The following is a 26,904-nucleotide window of genomic DNA, read 5'->3' as shown; positions in this document are numbered from 1 at the left end:
GCTGTGGAACTGGCCGCTGCAGGACTACTGGGTCACGATGACGACGACGCCTGCCGTGGATTCGAGCGAGGTCGGCTTGGGTTCGGCCGGGACGCCGAGCTGCGTGGCGATGGTCTGCGCGGCCTGTTCCTCACCTGCCGTCGTGCCGTAGTACACCGCGGTCTGCGCGAACTGGTCTTCACTGAAGTTGCCCGTCTCGGCGACGTTCCAACCCTCGGCGGTCAACGTGCTGGCGGTACCGGCGGCCAGGCCGGAGACGTTGGAGTTGTTGAGTACCCGCACTTCGACGTCGGCGGGTGCGCCCGAGGTGGTGGTGGGTGCCGCGGCACCGGTCGACGAATCGCCCGCGGGAACCTGGGCTGCAGGAGCCTGTGCGGTCGGTGCGACCGCGGCCGGTGCGCTCGTCGTCTCGGCGGCGGGCTCGGCGGCCGCATCGTCGGAATCGGAACCCGTCAGAGACAACGCCCCGATCGCTGCGAACAGGATCGCGAGCGAGATCAACACCATGGCCAGGGCGCGGAGTGGTGGCCCGGTCTGTTCCGGGTTCGGGCTGCTCACCTGATCGACCCTAGCCGACCGTCGACGGCGACTCGGCACACGGAACGCAAGACCTGCTCAGACGTCGAAACCCAGCCGACGTGCCGCACGAGCCTTCTGCCTGCTCGCACGCAACCGGCGCAGGCGCTTGACCAACATCGGATCCGCGGCGAGCGCCTCGGGACGATCGACCAACGCATTCAGGATCTGGTAGTAGCGGGTCGCCGACATGGAGAAGAGTTCCTTGATGGCCTCTTCCTTGGCCCCGGCGTACTTCCACCACTGCCGCTCGAAGGACAGGATGTCGTGCTCTCGTCGACTCAGTCCGTCCGCACCGACCTCGTTCGGATCCTGAGAGCCGTCCGAACTTCCCGGTTGCTGAGACTGGTTCGAGTCACGCGCTGCTGCGCCGTCCATCCCACTCCTCGACTTCTCGACTTCCCAGGGTCGGCAGGATCACCCACCCGGAGAAATCTGCTTCCCCCAGTACTGCCGACACCCGTAGGAGCGCCGACCGAATTACACAGTTGTACTTCGGGGATCATTCAACCATGTCCGACGCCGGGGACACGGCTCCTGCGGGCTGCCCGCGCGTGGCGTGTTCCACCTACTCGACCGCATGCGCGACGCACACCACTGGGTCATTCCGCAGGCTCCACTCCCGCACCACTGGGTCATTCCGCTGGCTCCACTCCCGGTATCCTTGTCGACCATGGCAATTCTTCCCATCCGGATCGTCGGCGATCCGGTGCTGCACACCGCAACCGCTCCCGTCACCGAGTCACCCGACGAGCTGGCCGAGCTGATCGCCGACATGTACGAGACGTTGGCCGCCGCGAACGGCGTCGGACTCGCCGCGAATCAGGTCGGCGTCGGCAAGCGTCTGTTCATCTACGACTGCCCCGATCAAGGCGAGGACGGCAAGGTCTTCCGCCGCCGCGGCGAGGTCGTCAACCCGGTGCTCGAGACGTCGGAAATCCCGGAGACGATGCCCGACCCGGACGACGACGACGAGGGCTGCCTGTCCGTCCCCGGCGAGCAGCACCCCACCGGGCGCGCCGAGTGGGCTCGCGTGACCGGTACGGACGCCGAGGGCGAGCCCGTCGACATCGAAGGTCGCGGCTTCTTCGCTCGGATGCTCCAGCACGAGGTGGGGCATCTCGACGGTTTCCTCTACACTGACGTGCTCATCGGTCGGCACGCACGGGCCGCGAAGAAGGCCATCAAGCGCGCCGGGTGGGGCGTGCCCGGGCTGAGCTGGACGCCCGGCACGGTGGACGACCCGTTCGGCCACGACGACGAGGACGACGACTGACCGTTCCGGTGGGTACGCGGGTGATGCTTCGCTATCGGTTGCCACCCGGCCACACCCACCCGATGACGGACGTGATCGGCGAACTGGTGTCGATCGACGCCGGTGCGGTCGTGGTGCGCGGCAGGGACGGCACACTGGTGCAGGTTGCAGCCGAACGAATCGTGGCGTTGAAACCCTTGGGGCCCAAGCCGATTCGAACCTCGGAAATTCGCTCCCTCGAGGCTGCCGCTGCCGACGGCTGGCCGGGCGTCGATCGGGAATGGATCGACGGCTGGCAACTGCGTTTCGGTCACGGGTTCACCGGCCGCGCCAATTCGGCCGTGCCGCTCGAGCCCGGAGCGTCGACGGCACCCGAGACGCTGGCACGCATCACAGCCCGATACGCCGCTTGTGGATTAACGCCGACGCTCGCCCTTCCCGATCGCCTCGGCACTCTCCCGGCGGGTTGGTCGACGTACAACGAAAGTGCCGTCATGGCCGCGGACATCTCGAAACTCGTTCTGCGAGATGGAGATTCGGCCACCGCCGTCACCGCGGAGCCGACAGCCGAGTGGCTGGATCGCCTGTACTACCAGGGCCGCGCGGCTCCCGCGGGCGCAGCGGAGGTGGTCTCGGCGGTTCGGGGCGGAACCCTCGGTTTCGGCATGATCGGCGCGCGCTCGTCGTCGGCAGCCGCCGTCGGTCGCGCTGCCGTCACCACCGCCCCTGACGGTCGCTGCTGGGTGGGATTGACCTCGCTCTGGGTCTCCCCCGAGCACCGCCGCAACGGGCTCGGCACCTTGATGTGCGGCGAACTGGTCCGCTGGGGTCGCGAGCACGGCGCGACGCACGCTTACCTGCAGGTGGCGGTCGAGAACACCCGAGCCGTTGCCCTGTACCGAGACCTGGGCTTCGAGGACCATCATCGTTATCGCTACGCCCGGCCCGAGAGCGCGACGGGTCCGAACCCTGTCGGGGGCGTTCGATAGGGTTCGTTCCCGTGCGCTTGGCTACTTGGAATGTGAACTCCGTCCGCTCTCGTCAGGATCGAATCGTCGATTGGCTGCAGCGATCCGATGTCGATGTGCTGGCGATGCAGGAAACCAAGTGCAAGGACGCACAGTTTCCGTATCAGCGGTTCACCGACATCGGGTACGAGGTGGCCCACGTCGGGCTGAGTCAGTGGAACGGCGTCGCGATCGCGTCTCGCGTCGGCCTGGACGACGTGCAGGTCGGGTTCGAGGATCAGCCCGGGTTCAGCAAAGATCCCGAGATCGACCCCGCTCAGGAGGCCCGCGCCATCGGTGCCACGTGCGACGGGGTTCGGGTCTGGAGCCTGTACGTGCCGAACGGCCGCGAACTCGCCGATCCGCACTACACCTACAAGCTCGAGTGGCTCGCTGCGCTGAAGGCCGACGCACAGGCGTGGGTGGCAGCGGATCCGCAGGCGCAGATCGCACTCGTGGGCGACTGGAACATCGCGCCCACCGACGACGACGTCTGGGATCCTCCACTGTTCGAGGGCAAGACCCACACCTCGCAGGCCGAGCGCGACGCCTTCACCGCGTTCGGCGACGCCGGCTTCACCGAGGTGACGCGGCAGTTCACCCCCGAGCCCAGGACGTACACCTACTGGGACTACACACAATTGCGCTTCCCGAAGAAGCAGGGTCTGCGCATCGACATGGCGTTGACCTCCCCTGCCCTGGCGACTCGAGTGACCGGTGCGTCGATCGCCCGCGAGGAGCGCAAGGGCAAGGGGGCGAGCGATCACGCTCCGGTGATCGTGGAGATCGGCTGAACAGCGTCCGCCGACCTGTTCGCCACGGCCCTGGCGGCAACAATCGCCCCGACGGCGATCAGCACTCCATGCGCGATCCGCACGGCCGGCGGGGTGTAGAACTGCGGGAGAAAGAGCACGAACCCTGCAGCGAGCACCACGGCGTAGCGGTTGCGTAGAGCGAATGCCACCAGCCCGACGCCGATCAGCACCAGTCCGAGCCCGAACATGACGGACTGCACGAGCGAGTACCGAATCGGGTCGGCCAGATCGATCAGGCCCGGGTTCGCGTTCTGTACGGCATCGACACCCAGCGCATGCAGGGCAAAGGTTTCTGCGCCGTAGTACGGCAGCACCAACCCGACGCCGATCCAGGTGGTCACGACCGCAAGATCGGACCGTCGACCGGTGTAGAGCACGGTCAGCGCGAGCGCGACGAAGCCGAGCATGGCGAAGGTGTGGGCGAGCACCCAATTCGAGGATGCGAAGGCGTCGGCTCCCGCGACGCCTACCTCGTCCGAGTAGGGGCGCAGTGCGGGATATGCGGCGAACATGACTCCGACGAACAGATACAGGGCTACAGGCATCGGGAAAGGCCATCCTTTCGAGAGCGGCGCTCTCTACAGGAAGCAGCATTCACTCGATGTAGCGGTAAAACAAGAGCACTGCTCTCTAATCGGCGATCAGATCCAGGAACTCCTCGTGTTGCGCCAGATAGCGCCGGACGTACGTGCAGATCGGGACGATGCGCCACCGCCGATCGCGAGCAGTGTTGAGCGAGGCTCGCACCAGCACGCCCGCCCACCCGCGGTCGCCGTACTCCTCCTTGACGACGGTGTGCATCAGCGCGACGACCGGGCCGACACCGCCGTCGTCGCCCTCACCGAAGCGGTACCCGAGAATGCCGACGAGTTCGTCGTCGACGAAGAGATCGAACCTGTTGCGATCGACGTCGTCCTCGATACGAACGACGGGCCGGTCGACAGGAGCGGGCCCGTGAACCCGACGTGGAAGTATGTGACTCATGTCACTCATGAGACCAGTGTTGTCCATGTGACGCGAGGCGAGTGCATCGATCGTCGCCGAGTCGTGCCCTGAATGTGACCGGCCCTACCGTGACCGATCGACAACCTTGGAAGAAACGTCAGAGCGCGACGAGCATGTCGTTGTACTCCGGGTTGGCCGCGGCGAAGCGCTGCACGTAGGTGCAGACCGGCTTGACCTTCCAGCCGTAGGACCGAGCACTGTCGAGCGCGCGGCGCACCAGAATGCCGGCCAGCCCCTGATGACCGAAATCCTCGGTGACGACCGTGTGCATGAAGGACACGACATGGGTACGCGTCGCACGCTTGCCGTTTCCCTCGACCTCGTAGAAGCCGACGATCCCGACGAGATCGCCGTTCAATCGAAGCTCGAACCGGTTCTGGTCTTTGTTGATCGAGACATCAGCGCTAGGAGAACTTGCCAGCATGGGACGCCTCCTTCGCTGTGTGTGGAGTGATGAACGAATGAAACCGATGTGACGTGCACCACTATTAAACATGCGCATGGTGGCTCTGTCACCTTTTCTACCAACAAACCTTCGGATGCGTAGGTTCGTCCGTCCCACCCGACAGGAATGCTGGTACGGATCATAAGCAACCCTGTTCGACGTTGTGATACAACAACATTCAAGGCCGGCCCATGTTTTCGCCACGAACTCGCCGCTCCGATTCGCCTGCCGAGACCGCCGTCTCCCCTCCCGCCGGTACTGTCTTCTCTCGTGAAGTTCCTACCGCTCACGCCCAACGGCGAGACTCCCGTCCGCGCGCTGACCATCGCCGGAACCGACTCCGGCGGCGGTGCCGGAATCCAAGCGGACAGCCGAACGATGGCGCTGCTCGCCGTCCACGCGTGCGTTGCCGTCGCCGCGGTCACGGTCCAGAACACCGTCGGCGTGACGGGCTTCCACGAGATTCCGCCGGACGTCGTCGCAGCGCAGGTTCGCTCCGTCGTTTCGGACATCGGAGTCGGCGCAGCGAAGACCGGAATGTTGGCCTCCACCGCGATCATCGAAGCGGTCACGGCCGTCTGCACCGAGGTGGGCATCGGCCGAGATCAGCCGGTTCCCCTGGTCGTCGATCCGGTGTGCGCGTCGATGCACGGCGACCCGCTGCTGCACGCCGAAGCCCTCGACGCCATCCGCCACACCCTGTTTCCCATCGCCTCGCTCGTGACCCCAAACCTCGACGAGGTTCGGCTGATCACCGGCATCGATGTGGTCGACGACTCCAGCGCACACCGCGCCGCCGAGGCCCTACACGGATTGGGAGCGCAGTGGGCCCTGGTCAAGGGCGGTCACCTGCGGACGTCGACGCACAGCACCGATCTGCTGTTCGACGGCGACACCTTCCTCGAGTTCACCAGCGAGCGCATCGACACCGGCAACGATCACGGCGGCGGAGACACCCTCGCCGCATCGATCGCCTCGGCCCTGGCGCACGGATACTCGATGCCCGACGCGGTGGCGTTCGGCAAGGAGTGGGTCACCCGCTGCCTGGCCGCGTCCTACGATCTGGGCGCAGGCCACGGGCCGGTGTCACCGCTGTGGCGACTGCACGAGTCGGAGGATGCGTAGGTCGTCGGGTGCGCCCTTGATCTTCGGAGCGAAGAAGCTGCGGCGATAGGGCTTGGAGACCACGCGCAAGGCGTCGAGCACCTCCGGCGGGACCGCCTCGAGGGCCGACGCGGAGATCATGACGTTGCCGTTGCCGCCGGTCTGCATCACCCGGGCGGCGACGGTGACGTCGACGCCCAGCCAGTCCGATCCCACCTGACGTGGGCTGCCGGTGTGGATGCCGACGCGCATCGTCGGGGTGTAGCCGTCGACGTCGACGCCCTTCAGGGCCTCGCGGGCCGCGAAGACCGCGTCGACGGCTTTGCCCGCATCGGCGAACACCGCCATGATGCCGTCGCCCAGCCTCTTGACGACGTGGCCACCGCGGAATGCGACCTCGGGTTCGACGGCCTTGGAGACCTTGCGCAGCAGCGTCAGGGTCGCGGTGTCGCCGGCCCGGAGCGACCAGGACGAGAACCCGACGAGGTCGGTGAACACGATGGTGACGTCGTGCTCACCGCGACCCCGGCCTGCACGTTCGAGGATCGCCTGCCACAGCTGCAACGCCCCGAGGCCCACTTCGCGGGACGCGCCGGGTTCGTCGTCGAGTCCGTTCGCAGCCAGGAACCTGTCGGCGACGCGGGCGACCGCCAGGGCTCGGCCCGGACCGTCGATCGACAGGGGATCGCCGAACGTGGGGTCACCCGGTAGCGCGCGACGCACGCGCCGAACCGCCCCGACCACCGCGGGCGCTCGGTTGGTGGTGCGGACCCACTCCACGACCGAGGAGACGACTGCGTTCACAGCATCGAGCGTAACCCACGGTTACACATACTTTCCCTCACCCTTCGGCGCGCGCGGCCTCGCGCTCGGCACCCACCGGAACCCCGTTGGGGCCCTCCACCGACTGCGCGTAGACGCCGATGCCGTAGGCCACGGCCGCACCGTTCTTCGCCAGTGCGGCGCGGTCGACGTTCGCCAGGGTGTCCTGGTCGGTGTGGTAGTTCTCGTCGAACGTCTGATCCGCGGTGCCGCCCCACTTCTCGGCCTGCGCTGCGGTCTTGTTCTCGTCCGCTCCGCTGAACACACCACCGGCGGGGATGCCGACCTCGATGAACGGGCCGTAGTCCGAGCGACCGTCGAAATCGGTCCCGTCGACGGCTACGCCCTCCTCGGCCAGTCGCTCGACGAAAGTGCGCTCGATGGCGTCGGATCCGGCCGGTCCGGCGGGCTCACCCACCTGGTCGGAGTCGTCTCCGTCGTAGGCGAGGTAGCCGGCGTTGTGCGAGCCGATCATGTCGAAGTTCAAGTACAGAGCGATGTTTCGCTTGTCCTCGTCGGACAGGCCCTCGACGTACTTGGTGGAACCGACGAGTCCGTTCTCCTCGGCACCCCAGAACGCGAAACGCACCGCGTTGGTGACCTCGGGGGCACTGCCCATCTGCAGCGCGGTCTCGAGGACAGCCGCCGTGCCGGTTCCGTTGTCGTTGATGCCGGGCCCGTCCGGAACGCTGTCGAGATGGGCACCGGTGACCACGACGTTCTCGGTGGAGCCGGTGGTGGTCTGGGCAATGATGTTGCGACTGGTGGTCGTTTCGGTTTCGGTGACGAGCGTCAGCGTCACCTCGGGTGCGGCGAGAACGGCCGCGCCGTCCTCCTGGCTGACACCGCCGGTCGGAATCCGAGCGGTGTCGGCGTCGCCGAGCGTGCCCGAATCGAGCGGTCCCGGTTCGTTGTTGACGATGATCGCGGCGGCCGCACCGAGTTCTGCTGCGACGGTTTGCTTCACGCCGAACGGGCACACTCCGCGTGGCACGACCGCGACGGCTCCTGCCAGGTCGAGACCGGTGTAATCGGCTGCCTCGCAGCCGTCTGCGCCGGCGGGAGCGCCGACGACGCGTGCGGTGATCCCCTCGGCAGTGGTGGTTGGCGAGTAACTGAGCGCGAACACCGGAATCTCGGTGCCCGCCAGCGAGAGGGTCTGCGTCTGCGCCTCGAAGGTCTCGAACTCGAATTCCGGGGTGGTGACCTCGAACCCGGCCGATTCGAGTTGCGAGACAACGTAATCGACACTCGCGTCGTAACCGGCGGTGCCGGCCGCGCGGTTTCCGTCGTTCTCGGCGGCGATCGCTTCCAATTGTTCGAGGTGCCCCACCAAGGCCTCCTCGGTGACCGCGGCAGACAGGCCGGGCCCGTCGGGTGTCGCGAAAACTCTGGCCGGTTCCTCGTCCGAGGTGGACGAGCAACCGGCCAGAATCAAGACAGTGACAGCGCTACCTGCAAGTAAGGAAATCCGCATAGCGGACACCCTACCGGCGAGTGGCGTCAGGCGTCCCGACGATTGACGACGAACACCGCTGCCCCGAAGATCACCGCGGTGAACGCGACGAAGTAGATCAGTCCGCCGATCGGGCCCCAATGGAAGTCGATTCCGCCGCTGGAGCCGAGAAAGTGATTGGCATTGAGGAACGGCAGGAACGGCTGAATCTTGTCGCCCACATTCGGAATCACTCCGACGAGGTTCTCGATGAGCAGTGGCCACAGCAGCAGGATGGCGATTGCGCCTGCGGACTGCCGGATGAGAGCGCCGACGCCGATCGCCAGAACGACCTGCAAGAACGCCAGGATGGCGGTGCCGTAGAGGATGCGCCACGTTCCGTCGACGTCGAACCCCAGCAATACGCCCGCCTGCTCGCCGGCGAGAGCTTTCGCCAGGTAGAGCCCGATCACGGCGAGAACGAACGACAGGATGGCACCGTAGACGCCGACCAGCAGAGCCTTCGCGGCCAGCACCGATCCCCTGTTGGTCACCGCCTGGAACGTGGTGCGGATGAGCCCGAACCGGTACTCGCTGGTCACGGTCAACGCGGCCAGGATCATCAGCACCATCGAACCGAACGTGCCGACTCCGAGTCCTACGACGTCGGAAGCCGTTGTGGGCGGAATACCGTCGGGCGCGTCGAGGCTCAGGGCCGACTTCGCAGCCCAACCCAGAATGGCCGCGAACCCGAGACCGAGCACCACGATGATCGCGCTGCACCACCACGGCGACTTGGTCGAGGTGAACTTGATTCTCTCTGCTGCCAGAACGCCCATCAGAGTGCACCGCCCATCGCTTGCTGAGGACCTGCTTGCTGAGTGTTGGGAGTGTCGGCTCCCGCGCCGTGATACTGCACTGTGTCTCCGGTGAGTTTCATGAATGCTTCCTCGAGCGAACCTCGCTGGGAGGCCAACTCGTGCAATGTGATTCCGGCTCGGCCGGCGATGTCGCCGATCGCGTCGGTGGTCGAGTTCAGCACCACGAGCGAGGGCTGAAGTTCGTCGGTCTTGTCCGGCTCACGCACGGTCAGACCGGCGGTGGTCAGCGCCTGGCGCAGACCGTCGAGCTGCGGGCTGCGGACGCGCACCGATGCCTCGGAAGCATGGTCGATGAATTCCTGCACCGAGGAATCGGAGATCAACTTGCCGCGTCCGATGACGATGAGATGCTCTGCAGTCTGCGCCATCTCCGAGAGCAGGTGGCTCGAGACGAGCACCGTGCGCCCCTCGGCGGCCAAGCGCTGCATGAACTTTCGGATCCAGACGATGCCCTCGGGATCGAGTCCGTTGACCGGCTCGTCGAACAGCAGCACCTTGGGGTCACCGAGCAACGCGCCGGCGAGCCCGAGCCGCTGCGACATACCGAGCGAGAACCCGCCCGCATTCTTCTTGGCCACCTCGGACAGGCCCACCAGACGCAGCACCTCGTCGACGCGCGACTTCGGAATGCCGTTGGAGGCCGCCATCCACTCGAGATGTGCACGCGCCGAACGGTTCGGGTGCACCCATTTGGCGTCGAGCAGTGCGCCGACGGTACGCAGTGGCTGCTTGAGTTGGCTGTAGTTCTTGCCCTCGATGGTCGCCGTTCCCTTGGTGGGGCGGTCGAGGCCGAGGATCATCCGCATGGTCGTCGACTTGCCTGCGCCGTTGGGGCCGAGGAAGCCGGTCACGATGCCGGGTCTGATGGTGAAGGTGAGGTTGTCGACCGCCGTCACCGCGCCGTATTGCTTGGTCAGTCCTGTCACTTCGATCATGGGTACAACTGTCCCCCACCGACAAGGGTCTGCACATCGACCCACAGTCGTCAGTTGCATCATCCTTTCGGATGACAGAACCCTGAGACAGTCGGTCACTTCGGCGGCACGCGGCTGCTGGGCACGCGGTCACATGGGCGCGGCCGCAAAAGCGCGCGCGTTTGCCAGACGCGCGCGGAATCGTCCCCGTACTCGCCACTATTCCGCACGCGTTTCACGAACGCGCGCGCGTTTGCTGGATGTGAGGAGGCAGCGGTCACATCGTCGGCGTCGGCGGCGTCGGCGTCGGCGTCGGCGTCGGCGGCATCGGCGTCACGCGGCCACATGAGCGTCGGCAGCAGCGGCCACATCGGCGTCACACGGGCACGGCCGCAAAAGCGCGCGCGTTTGCCAGATGCGCGCGGAATCGGCCCCGTATCCGCCACTATTCCGCGCGCATTTCACGAACGCGCGCGCGTTTGCTGGAATTCAGCACCCCAGGCAACGCAGCACCACAGGCAACGCAGCACCCCAGGCAACGCAGCTGATCACATGGGCGAGCTGGCCTGCGCCCAGAATCGTTTCGGGATGCGGCCGGCGTGTCGGGCCTGGTATCCCGCCGCCACCGCGTTCCGCATCGCCGACGCCATCAGCGCCGGATCCTTCGCCCGAGTCACCGCGGTCGCGAGCAGCACCGCGTCGCAGCCGAGTTCCATCGCGAGGGTGGCGTCGCTTGCGGTGCCGATGCCCGCGTCGAGGATCACCGGAACCGATGCGGCGTCGACGATCATCTCGATGTTGTGGGGGTTGGAGATGCCGAGGCCGGTGCCGATGGGTGAGCCGAGCGGCATGACGGCCACGCAGCCGATGTCCTCGAGCCGCTTCGCCAGTACCGGGTCGTCGGTGGTGTACGGGAGCACCTGGAAGCCGTCGTCCACGAGTTGTTCTGCGGCCTTGACCAATTCGATGGCGTCGGGCAGCAGGGTCCGCTCGTCGGCGATCACTTCGAGTTTCACCCAGTCGGTCTCGAGTGCTTCACGGCCGAGTTGCGCGGTGAGAACTGCTTCGGCCGCGCCGCGGCAGCCTGCGGTGTTCGGCAACGGGGCGATGTTCAACCGGCGCAGCAGATCCAGCACTCCCGTCCCACCGGCGGCGTCGACGCGACGCATCGCGACGGTGGTCAGTTCGGTTCCCGACGAGACGAGGGCCTCCTCGAGTACCGCGAGATTCGCCGCTCCCCCGGTGCCGGTGATGAGCCTGGAGGTGAAGGTGCGGTCGGCGATGACCAGTTGTTCAGCCACCCTGAACCGCCGTGAGAACGTCGATGGTCCAACCCTTTTCGACGCTGGTGCTGTCCCAGCGACTCTTGGGCAGTACCGCTCCGTCGACGGCGACGGCGATGCCCTTCTCGGGCATGCCCAGGAATTCGAGCAGCCGACGCATGGTCATGTCCTCGGTGAGCAGGTGGTCCTCACCGTTGACGGTGATACCGATCGCGACCTGTGTCATGGTGTCCTCTCGATCTGCGGAAATCTGTTGGGGTCGGCTGCTTTCGCCTCGGGGAGCGTCTCGCCGGAGATCAGCGTGGCGACGGCGTCGGCGGTGATGGGCGCGAGCAGGATGCCGTTGCGCCCGTGTCCGGTCGCGGCGATCAATCGCGGAGACAGCCTGCCGATCAGCGGTAGCCCGTCGGGGCTCATGGGCCGTAGTCCGGCGGCTGTTTCGTACAGCTCGTATTCGCCGATGCTCGGCATGAGTCGTTCGGCGTCGGCGATGAGGTCTCGTACCCCGGCGACGGTGACCTGGGTGTCCTGGCCGGATTCGTATTGGGTTGCGCCGACGACCAATCCGTCGCCGCGCGGTACCAGGTAGATCGCGCGGCCGTGCACGGTTCCGCGAACGGTGCGCGATGGTGGCGGTGCGGCGCTCGGCCGTCTGCGCAGTCGCAGGATCTCGCCCTTGACCGGCCGGACCGGCAGCGTGGGCCACAACGCGGCCGACTGCGCACCGGCGGCCAGGACCACCTGGTCGGCGTCGGGCACGGTCTCCACCGGGGTGGTCACCAACTCGACTCCCGCGTCCAGGCACGCCTGCTCGAGCGCGGCGATCAGCGCCCGATTGTCCACCGACAGTTCGCTCGGAGCCAGCAGGCCGAGTCGAATGTTCTGCGCCAGAGCAGGTTCGAGCTCGCGCAGCTGCGCTCGTCCCAGAATCTCGAGTTCGTGTCCCTGCTCACCCACCCACTCGGCGATGGTTCGCAAGTCGGCGGCGTCGGCGGAGTCGAGGGCAACCGTCACCGATCCGGTTGCGGAGAACACCGAGGGGCCGGGGAGGCGTCGGGCGAAGTCCGGCCAACGCGCCAACGACGCAGCGCCCAGGTGCAGCAGTTCGTGTTCGCCGGGCCAGCCCTCGGACAGCGGGGCCAGCATTCCGCCTGCGACCCAGGATGCGCCTCGACCCAGCGCGGGATCGTGCACGACCACTCGGTGACCGTCCTCGGACAGGCGCAGCGCCGTCGACAACCCGATGACGCCTCCGCCGATTACGACGATATGCACGCGATTCACGTCCTCACTCCCTGCGCCCGCATGATCGGGTTCAGGTATTGACGGTAAGGGCGGCGAACCCACTCTCAGCCCCACGATCCCCGGGACTCCCGCGATTTCTCGGCCACTCCGTCGTCGGTGGCGGCCACCATGAGAATACAGTTCGCTTTGTGCATCCATCTCAGACCGCCCGCAACCAGACTCCCCGTGAGCGTCTTGCGTCCGCTCGCCTGTACCTGTGTACCGATGCCAGGCGCGACAAGGGCGACCTCGCGCAGTTCGCCGAGGCCGCGTTGTCCGGTGGCGTCGACATCATTCAGCTGCGCGACAAGAACTCCGCAGGCGAGCGCGAGTTCGGTCCCCTCGAGGCCAAGGACGAGCTCGCGGCGCTGGCGATTCTGCTCGCCGCGACCAAGCGGCACGGTGCGCTGTTGGCAGTCAACGACCGTGCGGATCTGGCGTTGGCCTCGGGCGCCGACGTTCTCCATCTGGGTCAGGGAGATCTGCCGGTGCACTACGCCCGTCAGATCCTGGGGCCGGACGTGGTGATCGGCCGGTCGACGCAGAACCGCGCTCAGTCCTCGCTCGCCGCGATCGAGGACGGCGTCGACTACTTCGCCGTCGGGCCGGTGTGGCCGACGCCCACCAAGCCCAATCGCAAGGCCGCGGGACTCGAAGCTCTTCGGGCGACCGCGGACGCGCTGCCGGAACGGCCGTGGTTCGCGATCGGCGGCGTCGACGCGACCAACGTGGACGAGGTTCGAGCAGCCGGTGCCGATCGCATCGTGGTGGTCCGAGCGATCACCGAGGCGCGGGACCCGCAGGCCGCCGCCCGTTCGTTGGTGCAGGCGCTGCAGGCCTAGAGCCAACCCAGTACCGCGGACGGCGTCAGGACCTGCACCGATTCCGGCAGCCGGTCGCGTAGTCCGCGGTCGGCGGTGACGAGCGCGGTCAGGTCTCCGTCGATGTCGGCCTGCTCGGCCAAGGTGTCGTCGCCACTGCCGTCGGCGAGAATCGTCCGAGTGCGGGGGTCGTCGACCACGGCGTCGCGGGCCTGGCCTTCGAGCACGGCGTCGATGCGGGTGAGCCAGCCGTACTGACCGCTGGGCAGTTCGACGGTCCGCGGCAGCGTCTCGGCGAGCGCGGTCAGCAGTGCACCGGTGGATCCGGCGCGGTCCTTCCACCATCCGTTCGGCCGGGACCCCAGCACGTTGGCGGTGTCGAGCAGCACCCGCAGCGGCACGGTGCGCAGCGACGGCCAGCTGGACGCGAAGCCCGGGTGCAACGGGAGTTCGTCGACGATCGACTCCGGCACCCAGCGCAGCTCGGTGCTCTCCCCGTTGGGCACGGTGGTCAACGGATGATCGGTATCGGCGACGACGGTGGTGTACGACCAGCCGCTCTCGACACTCGCGGTGACGCGCTCGCTGCGAACACTGAGCTGGTCGGCCGTGATGCCGGCTTCTTCGTGGGCCTCGCGCACCGCGGCGTGCGCGGTGCTCTCGTGGGAATCGCGGGCTCCGCCGGGTAGTGCCCAGGTTCCGCCCTGGTGACTCCACAAGGCACGGTGCTGCAGCAACACCATCGGCTCGCCTGCGTCGGACGGTGCACGCAGCAACAGTCCGGCGGCTCCGTGCTTTCCCCAGTGCCGTGTGCCGTTCTCGCCGATCACCCAGCCGTCACCGTCACCACGCATGCTCACCACCCTAGGTGAATCACCTGCCTGTAGTGGCTGCAGTACGGTCCGCCTGCTTATATGCTCGGGTGCGTGATCGCGGCCGGTATTACCCCCTCCGCTGCCGTCCCCCCGACAACGGCTACGCACGTCGGTGTCGCTGCAGGCAAGCCACCGGTTCGCTACACGATGCGTTCGACGCCTGCGCGGTTGGTCGCAATGGGAATCGCGCTGGTGGTGCTCGCGTTGACGGTCGGGAATCTCGCGTCCACGGCCGTGCACGATCGGGTCGACACCCTCGGCACCCTGTTGGTGCGCACCGAGCCCTTCGCGAATTCGGCACAGAATCTGTACGGGGCTCTGTCGGTGGCCGACGCAGCCGCGGCCACCGCGTTCATCGCCGGTGGTCTCGAGCCGGCGGAGGTACGCGAGCGTTACTCGCAGGCGCTCGGCGAGGCGTCGTCCGAGCTGATCGCGGCCTCGGCCGGGGTGACCGAGAACGACGCGGCCACCAGCGCGGTGCTCACGCAGATCGCCGCTGGGTTGCCGGTCTACAGCGGTCTGGTCGAGACTGCGCGAGCCAACAACCGCAGCGGAAATCCGGTCGGCGCGGCGTATCTCGGCGAGGCGTCGACGATGATGCAGTCCAGTTTGCTGCCGCTGGCCGAGAAGTTGTACACCGAACAGGCGTCGCGGGTCTCGGCCGATCAGGAACGATTCACCAGTCCGCCACTGTTCGCGATCGGCTCGCTGGTGTTCCTGTTGCTGATGACCGGCCTGGCCCAGTGGTACCTGTCACGGACCACTCGCCGAACGTTGAACGCCGGATTCCTCACTGCCACAGCCGCTGTCGCCGGACTGCTCGGCTGGATGCTGGTGGTGGGACTGATTTCGTCGATCGCCACCGATCGCGCGATCGACCGCGGAGTGTCCCCGCTGAAGTCCTACACGACGGGTTTCATTCTGGCGCAACAGGCCAGAGCGGACGAGACACTCGACCTCGCCCGCCGCGGCGGCGGTCAGGATTACGGAGAATCGTTCGACGCCAACGTCTCTCGGCTGACCGAGATGTTCCAGGGCGATACCGCGGTGATCGATGCACTGAACACGTGGTCGGTCTCGCACTCGAGGATCGATTCCGCACTCGAGGTCGGCGATTTCAACGGCGCGGTCTCCATTGCCACCGGCACCGGCGAGTCCGATTCGGCGGCCGCGTTCACCGCGCTCGACAGCGTTCTGGTCGACGGAATCGAGAATGCGCGAAGCGAACTGCGGTCCAACATCGACCGATCGGTGTGGGTGCTGTCCGGACTGTCGAACGGCGCATACGTGCTCACCGTCTTCGCGTCGGTCGCCTTCGGTGTCGGCCTGTTCCCGAGGCTGCGTGAGTACCTGTGAAACGTCTGCTCGCCGTCGGCATTCTGGTCACCGCGCTCGTGGTCGGCTGCGCCACGCCGGACAACGCTCCGCCGCAAGCGGAGACGACGTTCACCGAACCGCCGCTACCGGACGGCGCGTCCGTCGCCGCCAGGCCCACCGAGAGCCCGGCCGACGACGAGTGCGCACGCCCCACCGCCAGCCTGCGACCGCTGACGGTAGGCACCGATGCTCCACCGCCGCCACAACCGACACTCGACGCGCTGCGCGCCAAAGGCCGGTTGGTCGTCGGGTTGGACACGGGCAGCAACCTTTTCAGCTTCCGCGATCCGATGACCGGCCAGTTGGTCGGGTTCGATGTCGACATCGCACGGGAAGTCTCACGAGACCTGTTCGGCGATCCGAATCGGTTGGACTTTCGCATCCTCACCTCCGCACAGCGGCTCGAAGCTCTGCAGGATTCTTCGGTGGACATGGTGGTCAAGACCATGACCATCACGTGCGCTCGCCGCAAGGACGTGCAGTTCTCCACCGTGTACTTCCAAGCGCAGCACCGTGTTCTGGTGGTGCAGGGATCGGGCATCCGCGGTGTCGAGGACCTGGCGGGCAAGCGAGTATGCGCCGTGGAGGGCACCACCTCGCTGCGACGCCTTCAACGCGTCCAGCCCGCCGCGACCGTGGTGACGGTACCGATGTGGTCGGATTGCCTTGTGGTGCTGCAGCAACGGCAGGTCGACGCCATCAGCACCGACGACGCCATCCTCGCCGGCCTCGCCGCTCAGGATCCCTACCTCGAGATCGTCGGCGACAGCCTGAGCCCGGAGCCGTACGGGGTGGGAATCAACAAGAACAACGAGGATCTGGTGCGCTTCGTCAACGGGACGTTGGCACGCATCCGCTCCGACGGCACCTGGAATCGCATCTACGACCGATGGCTGACGGTGCTCGGCCCCTCTCCCGGTCCGCCCAGCGCGACGTACAGCGATTAGGGGGCCCGGACATGGACGACGACGAACAGCAGCCCACGGCCCCGGCGGAGCGAACGCAGGCGGTCTCGCGCGCCGACGACAGCGAACGCACCCGGGCAGTGTCGAGAACGCAAGCAGTCTCGGGAACGGACGGCGTCGAGCGTACTCAGGCCGTATCGCGGTCATCGGTCGGTGATCGGAACCCGACATCCACCGCGTCACAGTCCGCTTCCACTCGCTCCAAGACGGGTCGGTCGAGATCCGGTCGATCGCGCAGCACCGGCATTCGGCGTCGACTCGGTGGCGGTCTGGTGGACGTGCCTCGCGTCGAACCGATCGATCCCGCCACTGCCGTGATGTCGGATCCGACGGTGCCGCAGCACAAACGGTTCTGTTGGAAGTGCAATGCCAAGGTCGGCCGCAGTGAACCGGGTGAGCCCGACGTGGCGATGGGTATCTGCCCGCACTGCGGTGCCACGTTCGACTTCACTCCGTTGCTCGAGCCGGGCGATCGCGTGGTCGGCCAGTACGACGTTCAGGGCTGCATCGCACACGGTGGGCTCGGCTGGATCTACCTCGCCATCGACCGTAACGTCAGCGACCGTTGGGTGGTCCTCAAGGGACTGCTGCATTTCGGGGACGAAGAGGCCCACGCCGTCGCGGTCGCCGAGCGGCAGTTCCTCGCCGAGGTCGCCCATCCCGGCGTGGTGAAGATCTACAACTTCGTCGAGCAACCCCGCAGCGACGGGTCGACCGTCGGCTTCATCGTGATGGAATACGTCGGCGGCCGCTCACTGCGCGACATCCTCACCGCCTGCGGCGACGGTGCCCGTCTGCCCGTCGAGCAGGCGCTGGCCTACGTTCTCGAAGTGCTTCCGGCACTGGGCTATCTGCATTCGATCGGGCTGGTCTACAACGATCTCAAACCGGAGAACATCATGGTCTCCGACGACCAGATCAAACTCATCGACCTCGGCGCGGTCGCGGGCATCGAGGACTACGGCTACCTGTACGGCACGGTGGGCTACCAGGCACCGGAGATCGTGAAAACGGGACCGACGGTGGCGTCGGACATCTTCACCGTCGGCCGCACGCTCGCGGTGTTGACGCTGGACATGCCGTCGAAGAACGGCAAGTACCTCGACGGGCTCCCCTCCGCCGAGGAATCCGAGGTACTACAGCAGTTTCCGTCGCTGTATCGACTGCTGCTGCGCGCGACGCACGAGGACCCCACTCGGCGGTTCCGATCCGCGGACGAGTTCGCCGGGCAGGCCACCGGGGTGCTGCGTGAGATTCTGGCCATCAGGACAGGTGTCGAGCGGCCGGGACTGTCGACGGTGTTCAGCCCGCCGCGTACGACGTTCGGCACCGAGCAGTCGGTGGGCCGCACCGACACCTACGTGGACGGCACGGTACGCCACGAACGAATGACCGCAGCCGAAGTGGTTGCCGCGCTTCCGGTTCCGCTCGTGGACCCCAACGACCCGAGCGCACCGCTGCTGGCGGCGGCCGTACACGTCGAACCTCGACAGACCCTGGACTCGCTGCAGCACGCCAAACGCAACGGCATCGAACGCGTCACCGCCGGAGCCGAATCGAACCGTTCCGCAGGCTCCTCGAGTCCGGTGGAACTGAGTCTCGAGATCACCCTGGCCGAGGTCAAGGCCCACCTGGATCTCGGGAACGTCGTCGACGCAACCGACATTCTGGCCAAGGTGCAGTCGACCGACCACACCGCGGACCCGTGGCGAGTGCAGTGGTACGCGGGCCTGATCGCGCTGTTGCACCACGAATACGACTCTGCATTCACCAATTTCGACAACGTTCTCGGTGCGATGCCCGGCGAACTGGCACCCAAGCTCGCTCTCGGAGCCACCTCCGAACTACTCGGGCATGTGGCCGCGGGCAACAAAGAAGAAGCCGAGAAGTGGCGGGCCCGCGCCGAGGGCCTGTACCGAGCAGTGTGGCGAACCAATCGTGGCATCGTCAGCTCCGCGTTCGGCCTGGCCAGGCAGTTGCAGCGCCGCGGCGATCAGACCGGTGCCATCGCCGCGCTCGATCAGGTACCGATCAGCTCGCGACACTACTCCATGGCCCGCATGACCAGCGTGTTGACGTTGCTGATGGATCGCTCGCGAGCCGAGCTGTCCGAGGCCGATTTCCGTTCTGCGGCACGGCGAGTGGCGTTGCTACCCAAGGCCGAGAGCCGGGCGCTGCAGATGCGCACGCTGGTGCTGGCGATGGCCCTGGACTGGATCGTCTCCGGCCACGCTGCGACAGCCGAACGAGAACCCATTCTCAGCGTCCCGTTCACCGAAGACGGGCTGCGGCGCGGCACCGAGAAGGGCCTACGCGCACTGGCCCGCAACGCCACCGATCGCGCCCACCGTTTCTCGTTGGTGGACCTGGCGAACGCCATTCGGCCGCGTTCGCTGTTCTAGCTGCGTACCAGGCTGTCCGCTGCCCGAGCGATCGCCAGCTCCTCGTTGGTGGGCACCACCATCACAGTGACGGTCGACGAGTCGGTGGAAATCACCCGAGCCTGTTTGCTGCGCACCGCATTACGCTCTGGGTCGATCTCGATGCCGAAGCCCTCGAGATTCGCCAGGGCATCGGCGCGCACTGCTGCGGCGTTCTCGCCGACACCGGCGGTGAACGTGATGGCGTCGAGCCGGCCCAACCCGATCATGTACGCACCGATGTACTTGCGCAGACGGTGAATGTAGACGTCGTATGCCAAGCGTGCGGAGGCGTCGCCGTCGTCGATCCGTTGCTGCAATTGCCGGAAGTCGTTGACCCCGGACAGTCCGATCAACCCGGAGCGACGGTTGAGCAGGGCGTCGATGTCGTCGGCGCTCATGCCTGCACTGCGACGCAGATGCAGAATCACCCCGGGGTCGATATCCCCACTGCGGGTACCCATCACCAGACCTTCGAGGGGAGTCAGTCCCATCGAGGTGTCGACCGCCTTGCCGCCGGCGACGGCCGAGGCCGAGGCCCCGTTGCCCAGGTGCAGCACGATCTGATTCAGCTCCGCGAGATCGCGTTCCAGGAACTGCGCCACCTGGTCCGAGACGTAGTGGTGCGAGGTGCCGTGGAAGCCGTAGCGCCTGATGTCGTGCTCGGCGGCGACGTTCGCGTCGATGGCGTAGGTCGCGGCCGCGTCGGGCAGGGAGTGGAAGAAGGCGGTGTCGAACACTGCCACGTGCGGCACGTTCGGCAGCTGCTTCCTGGCGACCTCGATGCCCAGCACGTTCGGCGGATTGTGCAGTGGTGCAAGACTACTCAGGTCCGAGATCTGCTGCACGACGGCGTCGTCGATGATCGTCGGCCGGTAGAACACGGTCCCGCCGTGGACGACACGATGCCCGACCGCGGTGACCGCCTCCAGTTCGACGCCTGCGTCGGCGAGCATCTCGAACGCCAGCGCCAGACCGGCACCGTGGTCGTCGATGTGCTGGATTCGCTCGACACTCTCACCCCGATAGTCGAGTTCGACTCGGCCGTCGGATTCACCGATGCGCTCGACGAGCCCAGTGGCCACGGACTCTCCGGAGCCAGGGTCGACGAGTTGGAACTTGACCGAGGACGAACCGGAGTTGACGACGAGGATGCTCACTTGCCCTCCTGATCGGCTGCGGCGGCAATCCCCTGCGCCTGAATCGCAGTGATGGCGACGGTGTTGACGATGTCCTCGACCAGCGCACCGCGCGAGAGATCGTTGACCGGCTTGCGCAGGCCCTGCAGAACGGGGCCGACGGCAACCGCACCGGCGCTGCGCTGGACGGCCTTGTAGGTGTTGTTGCCGGTGTTGAGGTCCGGGAAGATGAACACCGTCGCTCGGCCTGCCACGTCGGAATCGGGCAACTTCGACGCGGCGACGGACGGTTCGATCGCCGCGTCGTACTGGATCGGACCCTCCACGAGCAGTTCCGGATTGCGTTCGCGCACAAGCGCTGTGGCTTGCCGCACCTTGTCGACGTCGGCTCCGGAACCGGATTCGCCGGTGGAGTACGACAGCATGGCCACCCGCGGCTCGATCCCGAACTGGGCCGAGGTCTGCGCCGAGGACACGGCGATGTCGGCGAGCTGCTCGGCCGTCGGGTCGGGTACGACTGCGCAGTCACCGTAGGCGAGAACACGATCGGACAGGCACATCAGGAAGATCGACGACACCGTCGACACGCCCTCGGTCGTCTTGATGATCTCGAACGACGGCTTGATGGTATGTGCGGTGGTGTGCGCCGCTCCCGAGACCATGCCGTCGGCAATTCCCTTGTGCACCATCATGGTTCCGAAGTACGAGATGTCGGCCATGATCTCGCGGGCACGGTCGATCGTCATACCCTTGTGCTTGCGCAGCTCGGTGTACTCGGCCGCGAAGTCCTCGGCGTAGTCGCAGTTCTTGGGGTCGAGAACCGTCGCACTGTCGAGATCGACGCCCAGTTCCGATGCGCGTCGTCGAATGGGGCCTTCCTCGCCGAGGATCGTCAGGTCCGCAACCTGACGCTGCAGCAGACGTCCGGCAGCCCGGAGGATGCGATCGTCGCCGCCCTCGGGGAGCACGATGTGCTTGCGATCGGCGCGCGCCCGGTGGATCAGCTGGTACTCGAACATCTGCGGGGTCGTGATGGTGGGAATGGCGATGTCGAGCCGCTCCAGAAGAGTTTTCGCGTCGACCCGCTGTTCCATCAGACCTAGCGCGGTGTCCACCTTGCGCTGCGAACCCACCGCCACGCGGCCGCGCGTCTGCGCTGCAGCAGAAGCGGTGTCGAAGGTGCCGAGCTCGGTGGTCAGGATCGGCAACCGGGGGCCGAGCCCTGCCACCAGACGAGCGATCGCCGGATGGGGCTCGATGCCGCCGTTCATGATGATTCCGGCGAGAGACGGAAAGCCCTCCGCCTCATGGGCATTGACGAGGGCGAGCAATACGTCGGATCGATCTGCAGGCGCGATGACGACGACGCCCTCGGTGAGGCGTTCGAGGATGTGCTCGGCCGTCATGCCACCGACCATGACCCGCAACGCTTCTCGCTGCAGCAACGACGAATCACCGGAGTACAGTTTGCCGTCCACCGCCTCGAGCAGTTCCGCCATCGTCGGCGCGACGAGGAGCGGAATCTCCGGCAGAGACCACGCGGGCACGCCGACCGACGCCAACGCGTCGGTGACCGCATCGAGATCCTCGGGGGCGCAACGGTTCGCCACGATCGCAGCCAGGTGGGCATGATGCTGACGCAGTTCGCCCTGGCACAGAGTGGCCAACTGCGCGATTTCGTCGGGCATGCGACCGGACCCGCGCAGCGCAAGCAACACGGGGGCACCGAGATTGACCGCGATGCGCGCATTGAAGCCGAGTTCACTGGGGCTGCCGACGTCGGTGTAATCACTGCCCACGATCACCACGGCGTCGCACTGGGACGCCACCTCGTGATAGCGATTGACGATCTCACTGAGCGCTGCATCCTGATCGGCGTGCACCTGCTCGTACGTGACACCGAGCGACTGCTCGTACGTCAGATCTGCGGTGGTGTGCTCGACGAGCAACTCGAGGATGTAATCGGGTTCGTCGGTCGATCGAGCAATGGGACGGAACACCCCCACCCGGGCCGCGGAAGCGGCGAGCATCTGCAGCACACCGAGCGCGATGGTCGATTTCCCGGTATCCCCTTCCGGTGACGCGATGTAGATGCTCGAGGGATACATGTCCGACGCGTCGGTGCCGCTGGGCTCAGCCATGACCGCCAGCCTAGTAGGGGTCGTTCCGCGGGCTCCACTCCTGGCTGGTAGGGCTCGTTCCGCAGGCTCCACTCCTGCCCAGTGGGTTGGGGTGTTGACACCGGGCGCGGTCGGGTTGTCCCATGAACCATGGCCGAATCACCGTTCCCGGATGTGCGCTGGGGCAGCGAAACATCGTTCATCCGCAAGCCCGCCGTGAAGTTCGCGTCGACGAAGCCCGGTTCGTGGGTAATCCGGAACCTCGCAGGCGTCGACCGGTGGCTCTTGACCAAATCCGACGGCCGCTTCACCGTCCTCGGGCCGATCGCGGCTCCGGTGGTGTTGCTGACCACCACCGGCCGAAAATCCGGCAAGCCCAGGACGAGTCCGCTGCTGTACTACCGGGAGGGCGACAAGATCTACGTCGTCGGATCCAATTTCGGTCAGCAGCACCACCCGGCGTGGACGTCGAACCTCCTCGCAGACCCGAAGGCCGTGGTGGCCATCGGCGGCAAGAAGATTCCGGTGACGGCCACCCGGATCACCGGCGACGAGAAGGCTCGTATCTACCGGCAGTTCGACGCGATGGTCGAGGTCTACGGCGAATACGAGACCCGGACCGACCGCGACATGCGATTGTTCGCACTCGCGGCCGATCTCTAGTCTCTTCGGGATTCAGCCGAGCTTGCGCAGGCGCGGGGCCAGGTCCTTCTCGAACAGCTCCAGGAACCGCTTCTGATCGTGTCCGGGCGCGTGGAACACCAAGTGATTCAGGCCGGCATCGGTGTACTGCTTGACCTTCTCCACTGCCTCGTCCGGGTCCGATGCGACGATCCAGCGCTTGGCGACCTGCTCGATCGGCAACTCGTCGGCGGCCTTCTCCATCTCGATCGGATCGTCGATCGAGTGCTTCTGCTCGGGCGTCAGTGACAGCGGGGCCCAGAAACGGCAGTTCTCCAGCGCCAGTTCGGGATCGGTGTCGTAACTGATCTTGATCTCGATCATCTTGTCGATCTCGCCGGCGTCGCGCTCGGCCTTGCCCGCGCCCTCTTCGACGGCCGGAAGCAGCTTGTCGGTGTAGAGCTCCATGCCCTTGCCCGACGTGCAGATGAATCCGTCGCCCGCACGTCCTGCGTACCGCGCCACCACGGGTCCGCCGGCCGCGATGTAGACCGGAATACCGCCCTCGGGGACGTCGTAGATCGACGCGCCCTTGGTGGTGTAGTACTCGCCCTCGAAGTCGACGCGGTCGCCGAGCCACAGCTCACGCATCAACCGCACCGACTCACGCAGGCGCGCGAATCGTTCCTTGAACTCCGGCCATTCGCCGGTGAATCCGGTCGCGATCTCGTTGAGCGCCTCTCCGGTGCCCACACCCAGCATGATGCGTCCGGGGTACAGGCAACCCATCGTCGCGAACGCCTGCGCGATGACCGACGGGTTGTAACGGAACGTCGGCGTCAGTACCGAGGTGCCGAGCTGAATCGTGTTCGTCCGCTCCCCGACCGCCGTCATCCATGCCAGCGAGAACGGCGCGTGGCCACCCTCGTGCCGCCACGGCTGGAAGTGATCGCTGACCGTCGCCGAATCCATACCGTGCTGCTCGGCGAGCACACCGAGCTCGACCAACTCCCGCGGTCCGAACTGCTCCGCCGATGCCTTGTACCCCAGCTTGAGACCCTGCGCCACGCCGAACTCCTGTCGTTGGTCGTCCTAGTTCTTCGATTGTGCACCTGTGGTGGTTCGCGGCGTACCCCAAGGGTCGTTCCGCAGGCTCCACTCCTGCCCCACGGGTCGTTCCGCAGGCTCCACTCCTGGGCTGCTACTGGATCCCCAGAACCGTGACCACTGCCGCCAGTACCGCCACGGACCCGATACCTACAGCGAAGATCCACAGATCTCGTGACTCGGGCATCGGTGCACCACTTTCGAGGGCGTCGCGAACGCGCATCCACCGTCGCAGACCGATGATCGGTGCCGCCGCAGCGAGACCGATCAGAATCAGGCCCAGCGCCGTCCGAACCCACCCGGTACTGAAATCAGGAACCAGGTGGACGATCGCGATTCCGCCGGCGAGCAGGCCGAGAGAGGTTCGCAGCCAGGCGAGAAATGTGCGTTCGCTGGCGAGTGTGAACCGCTCGTCGGGGCGCGTCACACCCGTGGGGTCATGCGCTCGCGAATCAGATGGGCAACCTGGTCCGGGTCGTCGGGGGTGAAGACCGGCGAGATGCGGCGGAGAGTCAGCACCACTGCAGTGTCCTTCTTGGGACGCATCACGTCCAGCGGGAGCCACTGATCGATTGTCGACGCACCCCACAGACGCCAACGACCGTTCCAGTTGCCGAGGACGGCGGTGTCTACGGCGCGAATCCTGTCGTACGGTACGAACTTCTTCGTGGCGAAGGGGAAGTAGTAGTACCTCAGAGTGACGCCTGCCTCGTCGAGACGGACCGGTCCATCGTCGTAGATGACATCGCCATTTATTCGCACAGGTAACGATAAGCGTCCAGGTCATGGCCCGCAACAGCGGTTATCGAAACCTGTCGGTGGGTCCGGTTAGTCTTCTTCTTGTTCGAACAGGCGTTCTTGTTTCGGCTCACCGGGGGGTGAAAAAATGGGTGCAATACCGACCGTGTCATTGGAGGCGTTGACCGCTGCCGCGCGTGAGGAGAATCGGCAGGCGGCCCGCAAGATCACCGCCTGCTATCGCGTGCACTGCGACTGGATCGCGCGGGACGCCAAGCACGAGCATTACAGCCGATACGGGCGCACGGAGATGTCAGTGGCGTTGGGCTGCTCGGCGACCGTCGCCGAAGCGTATGTCTCCGTCGGCGTCGCCCTGCATACCCGGCTTCCCCAGGTGAAGACCACGTTCGAGACCGGTGAGATCGATCTCGCGCGGGTGCGGACGGTATGCCGAATCCTCGACAATCTCTCCGACGACATCGTCAGGTCGGTCGAAGCCGAGGTGGTCGAGGCGGCGCGGAGGTCGTCCCCGGGCCCGCTCGAGCAGGCGATCTGGGACATCCTGCTGCGCGTTGCACCGGAGGAAGCCGCCGCGTTGCGGGAGTTCGCGAAGAAATTCCGCACCGTCACCTACAGCCCCGCCGGAGAACTCGCCCGCATCCGAGCCGAGCTGACCGCCCCCGAAGCCGCCGCCGCATGGCAACTGCTCGAGGAGATGGCCGACACCCTCTGCCCCAAAGACCCGCGCGGGAAGAAAGAACGCCTGTGCGATGCATTCATGGCCCGCATGCACGGCGAACCCCGACTGGCATGCCTGTGCCAACGCACCGACTGCCCCAAAACCGAGGCAGTGCTGCCGGATCGGCGGGTGCCGCTCACGATGATCACCGTCGACATCGCCACCCTCATCGGACTACTCGCCAACCCGGCCTATCTGGCCGGGCACGGTTCCATCGACCCGGATCTCGCACGAGAGTTGGCACGCAACAGTCACTGGCAGATCCTGCTCACCGAAGCAGTGACCCTCGCCGAGAAACTCGGACTCGCTGTGCAGAACCCGGAGACCGGGCAATGGGAACGACGCTCGGACAGCGAGAAGGCATCGGCTGCAACAGAACCCGAAACGGAAACAGAGAAGGACGAAGACGCGGGCTTGGGCTTGGGCTTGGCTGCAGACTCGGCTGCGGATGCTGACGAGGGAAATGGGTCGGAAGCGGACTCGAGGGCGGCGACAGATTCCTCGACCGAACCGACCCCGGCAAGTGCACCTGCACCTGCACCTGCGCCGGGGAACACCTCGACACCAACACCGGAACCAGCAGCACCCGCATCGGCACCAGCGCCACCACAGGCACCGGCACCGGCACCGGCACCAGAGTCACCAGAGTCACCAGAGTCACCAGAGACACTCTCAGATGAGGTCGACGAGACCGGCGAGACCGGCGATGCCGAGGAGAACGACGAGTCCATACCCGCACCTGCGACCGACCCGCCGGCAACTCCCGACCCAGACACCGATCCTGTTCGGAAGCACGCAGCGACACGCGCAGGGACGCCAGTGATCGACCCTCCCGCTCAGGCAACATCGGCCACCGGCCCTGACGTCGCTGCTTCGCCTGAACCGGCTTCAGCGTCACTATCACCTGCGGGACAGACACCACCGGCACCTGATATCACATCGAACTGTTCGGAATCACACTCTCCCACAACACCATCCGACTCCTCGGCATCCGGGGCGACGTCAGCCCGAGGCCCGGAACCGGGAACAGGCCCGACCGACGCTGCCACTGCCGCCAGCGACAATCCACGCCAGCGTCGCCTGGGATCACTGACCTCCGCCGCAGCCCTGTTCTGCACCCACACCCCCGTCGGCCGGGGCACACGGCACAGCTCTG

29 protein-coding genes are annotated in these 26,904 nt (G+C 66.2%); 10 read left to right on the top strand and 19 right to left on the bottom strand.

The features are described from left to right. Positions 1–24: 24 nt before the first annotated feature. Positions 25–558, bottom strand: coding sequence for a LytR C-terminal domain-containing protein (locus tag QM615_RS19090; protein ID WP_068048091.1), 534 nt, complete (start codon positions 556–558; stop codon positions 25–27). 57 nt (positions 559–615) lie between these two features. Then, positions 616–954, bottom strand: coding sequence for a nucleoid-associated protein NapA (gene napA / locus QM615_RS19085; RefSeq protein ID WP_032393769.1), 339 nt, complete (start codon positions 952–954; stop codon positions 616–618). 295 nt (positions 955–1,249) lie between these two features. Here napA and QM615_RS19080 point away from each other — a divergent pair, with 295 nt between their 5' ends. The 3 genes from QM615_RS19080 to QM615_RS19070 are packed head-to-tail and all read left to right on the top strand — an operon-like array spanning position 1,250 to position 3,632. Continuing rightward, complete coding sequence (locus QM615_RS19080; RefSeq protein WP_269595059.1) at positions 1,250–1,852, top strand: peptide deformylase; 603 nt, start codon at positions 1,250–1,252, stop codon at positions 1,850–1,852. After that, the gene (locus QM615_RS19075; RefSeq protein WP_502941894.1) at positions 1,849–2,820 is read left to right on the top strand and encodes an N-acetylglutamate synthase, CG3035 family; all 972 of its coding nucleotides are present in this window, start codon (positions 1,849–1,851) and stop codon (positions 2,818–2,820) included. The genes QM615_RS19080 and QM615_RS19075 overlap by 4 nt, the downstream gene beginning before the upstream one ends. An 11-nt stretch (positions 2,821–2,831) precedes the next feature. After that, positions 2,832–3,632 (top strand): exodeoxyribonuclease III, encoded by an 801-nt coding sequence (locus tag QM615_RS19070; RefSeq protein ID WP_283347758.1) that lies wholly within the window; start codon positions 2,832–2,834, stop codon positions 3,630–3,632. Here the strand turns inward: QM615_RS19070 and QM615_RS19065 are convergent. From QM615_RS19065 to QM615_RS19055, 3 genes are all read right to left on the bottom strand, one after another. After that, the gene (locus QM615_RS19065; RefSeq protein WP_269595056.1) at positions 3,602–4,198 is read right to left on the bottom strand and encodes a hypothetical protein; all 597 of its coding nucleotides are present in this window, start codon (positions 4,196–4,198) and stop codon (positions 3,602–3,604) included. The genes QM615_RS19070 and QM615_RS19065 overlap by 31 nt on opposite strands. An 85-nt stretch (positions 4,199–4,283) precedes the next feature. Further along, entirely contained in the window at positions 4,284–4,646 is a 363-nt protein-coding gene (locus QM615_RS19060; RefSeq protein WP_283347757.1) for a GNAT family N-acetyltransferase, read from the bottom strand. A gap of 109 nt (positions 4,647–4,755) precedes the next feature. Continuing rightward, entirely contained in the window at positions 4,756–5,082 is a 327-nt protein-coding gene (locus QM615_RS19055; RefSeq protein WP_037186711.1) for a GNAT family N-acetyltransferase, read from the bottom strand. Between the two features lie 291 nt (positions 5,083–5,373). Between QM615_RS19055 and thiD the strand changes: the two genes are divergently transcribed. Next, positions 5,374–6,228: a bifunctional hydroxymethylpyrimidine kinase/phosphomethylpyrimidine kinase gene (thiD, locus tag QM615_RS19050; protein WP_269595055.1), complete on the top strand. Its 855-nt coding sequence runs from the start codon at positions 5,374–5,376 to the stop codon at positions 6,226–6,228. Here the strand turns inward: thiD and QM615_RS19045 are convergent. The 8 genes from QM615_RS19045 to thiO form a co-directional block, all read right to left on the bottom strand. Then, a complete protein-coding gene (locus QM615_RS19045; RefSeq protein WP_121872242.1) occupies positions 6,190–7,011 on the bottom strand; it encodes an adenylate/guanylate cyclase domain-containing protein in 822 nt (273 codons plus the stop codon). The two genes, thiD and QM615_RS19045, sit on opposite strands and share 39 nt — an antisense overlap. A 37-nt stretch (positions 7,012–7,048) precedes the next feature. Next, positions 7,049–8,506, bottom strand: coding sequence for a M20/M25/M40 family metallo-hydrolase (locus QM615_RS19040; RefSeq protein WP_269595054.1), 1,458 nt, complete (start codon positions 8,504–8,506; stop codon positions 7,049–7,051). Positions 8,507–8,532: 26 nt separating this feature from the next. Beyond that, entirely contained in the window at positions 8,533–9,303 is a 771-nt protein-coding gene (locus QM615_RS19035; RefSeq protein ID WP_094613927.1) for an ABC-2 transporter permease family protein, read from the bottom strand. Then, positions 9,303–10,280, bottom strand: a complete 978-nt coding sequence (locus QM615_RS19030) for an ABC transporter ATP-binding protein (protein ID WP_094613926.1) — start codon at positions 10,278–10,280, stop codon at positions 9,303–9,305. Before QM615_RS19030 ends, QM615_RS19035 begins: the two co-directional genes overlap by 1 nt. A 95-nt stretch (positions 10,281–10,375) precedes the next feature. Further along, a complete protein-coding gene (locus QM615_RS19025) occupies positions 10,376–10,639 on the bottom strand; it encodes a hypothetical protein (protein WP_283347756.1) in 264 nt (87 codons plus the stop codon). A gap of 168 nt (positions 10,640–10,807) precedes the next feature. Beyond that, positions 10,808–11,560, bottom strand: coding sequence for a thiazole synthase (locus QM615_RS19020; protein ID WP_283347755.1), 753 nt, complete (start codon positions 11,558–11,560; stop codon positions 10,808–10,810). Continuing rightward, a complete protein-coding gene (gene thiS, locus QM615_RS19015; protein ID WP_094613924.1) occupies positions 11,553–11,768 on the bottom strand; it encodes a sulfur carrier protein ThiS in 216 nt (71 codons plus the stop codon). The genes QM615_RS19020 and thiS overlap by 8 nt, the downstream gene beginning before the upstream one ends. Beyond that, positions 11,765–12,817, bottom strand: a complete 1,053-nt coding sequence (thiO, locus tag QM615_RS19010; RefSeq protein ID WP_283347795.1) for a glycine oxidase ThiO — start codon at positions 12,815–12,817, stop codon at positions 11,765–11,767. The genes thiS and thiO overlap by 4 nt, the downstream gene beginning before the upstream one ends. 158 nt (positions 12,818–12,975) lie before the next feature. Here thiO and thiE point away from each other — a divergent pair, with 158 nt between their 5' ends. Further along, positions 12,976–13,668: a thiamine phosphate synthase gene (gene thiE, locus QM615_RS19005; RefSeq protein WP_094613923.1), complete on the top strand. Its 693-nt coding sequence runs from the start codon at positions 12,976–12,978 to the stop codon at positions 13,666–13,668. Here the strand turns inward: thiE and QM615_RS19000 are convergent. Further along, positions 13,665–14,501: an NUDIX hydrolase gene (locus tag QM615_RS19000; protein WP_283347754.1), complete on the bottom strand. Its 837-nt coding sequence runs from the start codon at positions 14,499–14,501 to the stop codon at positions 13,665–13,667. The genes thiE and QM615_RS19000 overlap by 4 nt on opposite strands. Before the next feature lie 72 nt (positions 14,502–14,573). Between QM615_RS19000 and QM615_RS18995 the strand changes: the two genes are divergently transcribed. The 3 genes from QM615_RS18995 to QM615_RS18985 are packed head-to-tail and all read left to right on the top strand — an operon-like array spanning position 14,574 to position 19,266. After that, positions 14,574–15,878: a GlnX family signal transduction membrane protein gene (locus tag QM615_RS18995; RefSeq protein ID WP_283347753.1), complete on the top strand. Its 1,305-nt coding sequence runs from the start codon at positions 14,574–14,576 to the stop codon at positions 15,876–15,878. After that, the gene (locus QM615_RS18990; protein ID WP_094613921.1) at positions 15,875–16,846 is read left to right on the top strand and encodes a glutamate ABC transporter substrate-binding protein; all 972 of its coding nucleotides are present in this window, start codon (positions 15,875–15,877) and stop codon (positions 16,844–16,846) included. Before QM615_RS18995 ends, QM615_RS18990 begins: the two co-directional genes overlap by 4 nt. A gap of 11 nt (positions 16,847–16,857) precedes the next feature. Beyond that, on the top strand, positions 16,858–19,266 hold the full coding sequence (locus QM615_RS18985; protein WP_283347752.1) for a serine/threonine-protein kinase: 2,409 nt from the start codon (positions 16,858–16,860) through the stop codon (positions 19,264–19,266). Here the strand turns inward: QM615_RS18985 and QM615_RS18980 are convergent. Together QM615_RS18980 and pta are read right to left on the bottom strand one after the other, a co-directional pair. Further along, positions 19,263–20,444, bottom strand: a complete 1,182-nt coding sequence (locus QM615_RS18980; RefSeq protein ID WP_283347751.1) for an acetate kinase — start codon at positions 20,442–20,444, stop codon at positions 19,263–19,265. The genes QM615_RS18985 and QM615_RS18980 overlap by 4 nt on opposite strands. After that, positions 20,441–22,564, bottom strand: coding sequence for a phosphate acetyltransferase (pta, locus tag QM615_RS18975; RefSeq protein WP_176460418.1), 2,124 nt, complete (start codon positions 22,562–22,564; stop codon positions 20,441–20,443). Before pta ends, QM615_RS18980 begins: the two co-directional genes overlap by 4 nt. A gap of 129 nt (positions 22,565–22,693) precedes the next feature. On the opposite strand from pta, the gene QM615_RS18970 reads away from it, so the two are divergent. Then, positions 22,694–23,206, top strand: coding sequence for a nitroreductase/quinone reductase family protein (locus QM615_RS18970; protein WP_068048034.1), 513 nt, complete (start codon positions 22,694–22,696; stop codon positions 23,204–23,206). A gap of 12 nt (positions 23,207–23,218) precedes the next feature. On the opposite strand, the gene fgd is transcribed toward QM615_RS18970, so the two are convergent. The 3 genes from fgd to QM615_RS18955 all read right to left on the bottom strand — a co-directional run bounded on the left by fgd (position 23,219) and on the right by QM615_RS18955 (position 25,033). Then, positions 23,219–24,232: a glucose-6-phosphate dehydrogenase (coenzyme-F420) gene (fgd, locus tag QM615_RS18965; RefSeq protein WP_032401751.1), complete on the bottom strand. Its 1,014-nt coding sequence runs from the start codon at positions 24,230–24,232 to the stop codon at positions 23,219–23,221. A gap of 133 nt (positions 24,233–24,365) precedes the next feature. Beyond that, on the bottom strand, positions 24,366–24,698 hold the full coding sequence (locus QM615_RS18960) for a YidH family protein (RefSeq protein WP_269596505.1): 333 nt from the start codon (positions 24,696–24,698) through the stop codon (positions 24,366–24,368). Beyond that, positions 24,695–25,033 carry a hypothetical protein gene (locus QM615_RS18955; protein ID WP_283347750.1) on the bottom strand — a complete coding sequence of 113 codons (339 nt, stop codon included), beginning with the start codon at positions 25,031–25,033 and terminating at the stop codon, positions 24,695–24,697. Before QM615_RS18955 ends, QM615_RS18960 begins: the two co-directional genes overlap by 4 nt. A gap of 124 nt (positions 25,034–25,157) precedes the next feature. Here QM615_RS18955 and QM615_RS18950 point away from each other — a divergent pair. Beyond that, a partial coding sequence (locus QM615_RS18950) for a DUF222 domain-containing protein (RefSeq protein WP_283347749.1) occupies positions 25,158–26,904 on the top strand: 1,747 nt, incomplete at its 3' end.

The organism is Rhodococcus sp. IEGM 1341 (assembly GCF_030056895.1).
Classification (GTDB): Bacteria; Actinomycetota; Actinomycetes; order Mycobacteriales; family Mycobacteriaceae; genus Rhodococcoides.
The sequence above is the reverse complement of the archived record's forward strand: the minus strand, read 5'-3'. Positions and strand labels throughout refer to the sequence as shown.

Coding starts and splice junctions, on each gene's coding strand:
- QM615_RS19055 (WP_037186711.1), bottom strand. CDS start 5,082: ATGCTGGCAAGTTCTCCTAGCGCTGATGTCTCGATCAACAAAGACCAG.
- QM615_RS19035 (WP_094613927.1), bottom strand. CDS start 9,303: ATGGGCGTTCTGGCAGCAGAGAGAATCAAGTTCACCTCGACCAAGTCG.
- QM615_RS19000 (WP_283347754.1), bottom strand. CDS start 14,501: ATGCGTGGTGACGGTGACGGCTGGGTGATCGGCGAGAACGGCACACGG.
- QM615_RS19030 (WP_094613926.1), bottom strand. CDS start 10,280: ATGATCGAAGTGACAGGACTGACCAAGCAATACGGCGCGGTGACGGCG.
- QM615_RS19060 (WP_283347757.1), bottom strand. CDS start 4,646: ATGAGTGACATGAGTCACATACTTCCACGTCGGGTTCACGGGCCCGCT.
- QM615_RS19080 (WP_269595059.1), top strand. CDS start 1,250: ATGGCAATTCTTCCCATCCGGATCGTCGGCGATCCGGTGCTGCACACC.
- napA (WP_032393769.1), bottom strand. CDS start 954: ATGGACGGCGCAGCAGCGCGTGACTCGAACCAGTCTCAGCAACCGGGA.
- pta (WP_176460418.1), bottom strand. CDS start 22,564: ATGGCTGAGCCCAGCGGCACCGACGCGTCGGACATGTATCCCTCGAGC.
- QM615_RS18970 (WP_068048034.1), top strand. CDS start 22,694: ATGGCCGAATCACCGTTCCCGGATGTGCGCTGGGGCAGCGAAACATCG.
- QM615_RS19065 (WP_269595056.1), bottom strand. CDS start 4,198: ATGCCTGTAGCCCTGTATCTGTTCGTCGGAGTCATGTTCGCCGCATAT.
- thiS (WP_094613924.1), bottom strand. CDS start 11,768: ATGACACAGGTCGCGATCGGTATCACCGTCAACGGTGAGGACCACCTG.
- QM615_RS19040 (WP_269595054.1), bottom strand. CDS start 8,506: ATGCGGATTTCCTTACTTGCAGGTAGCGCTGTCACTGTCTTGATTCTG.
- QM615_RS18985 (WP_283347752.1), top strand. CDS start 16,858: ATGGACGACGACGAACAGCAGCCCACGGCCCCGGCGGAGCGAACGCAG.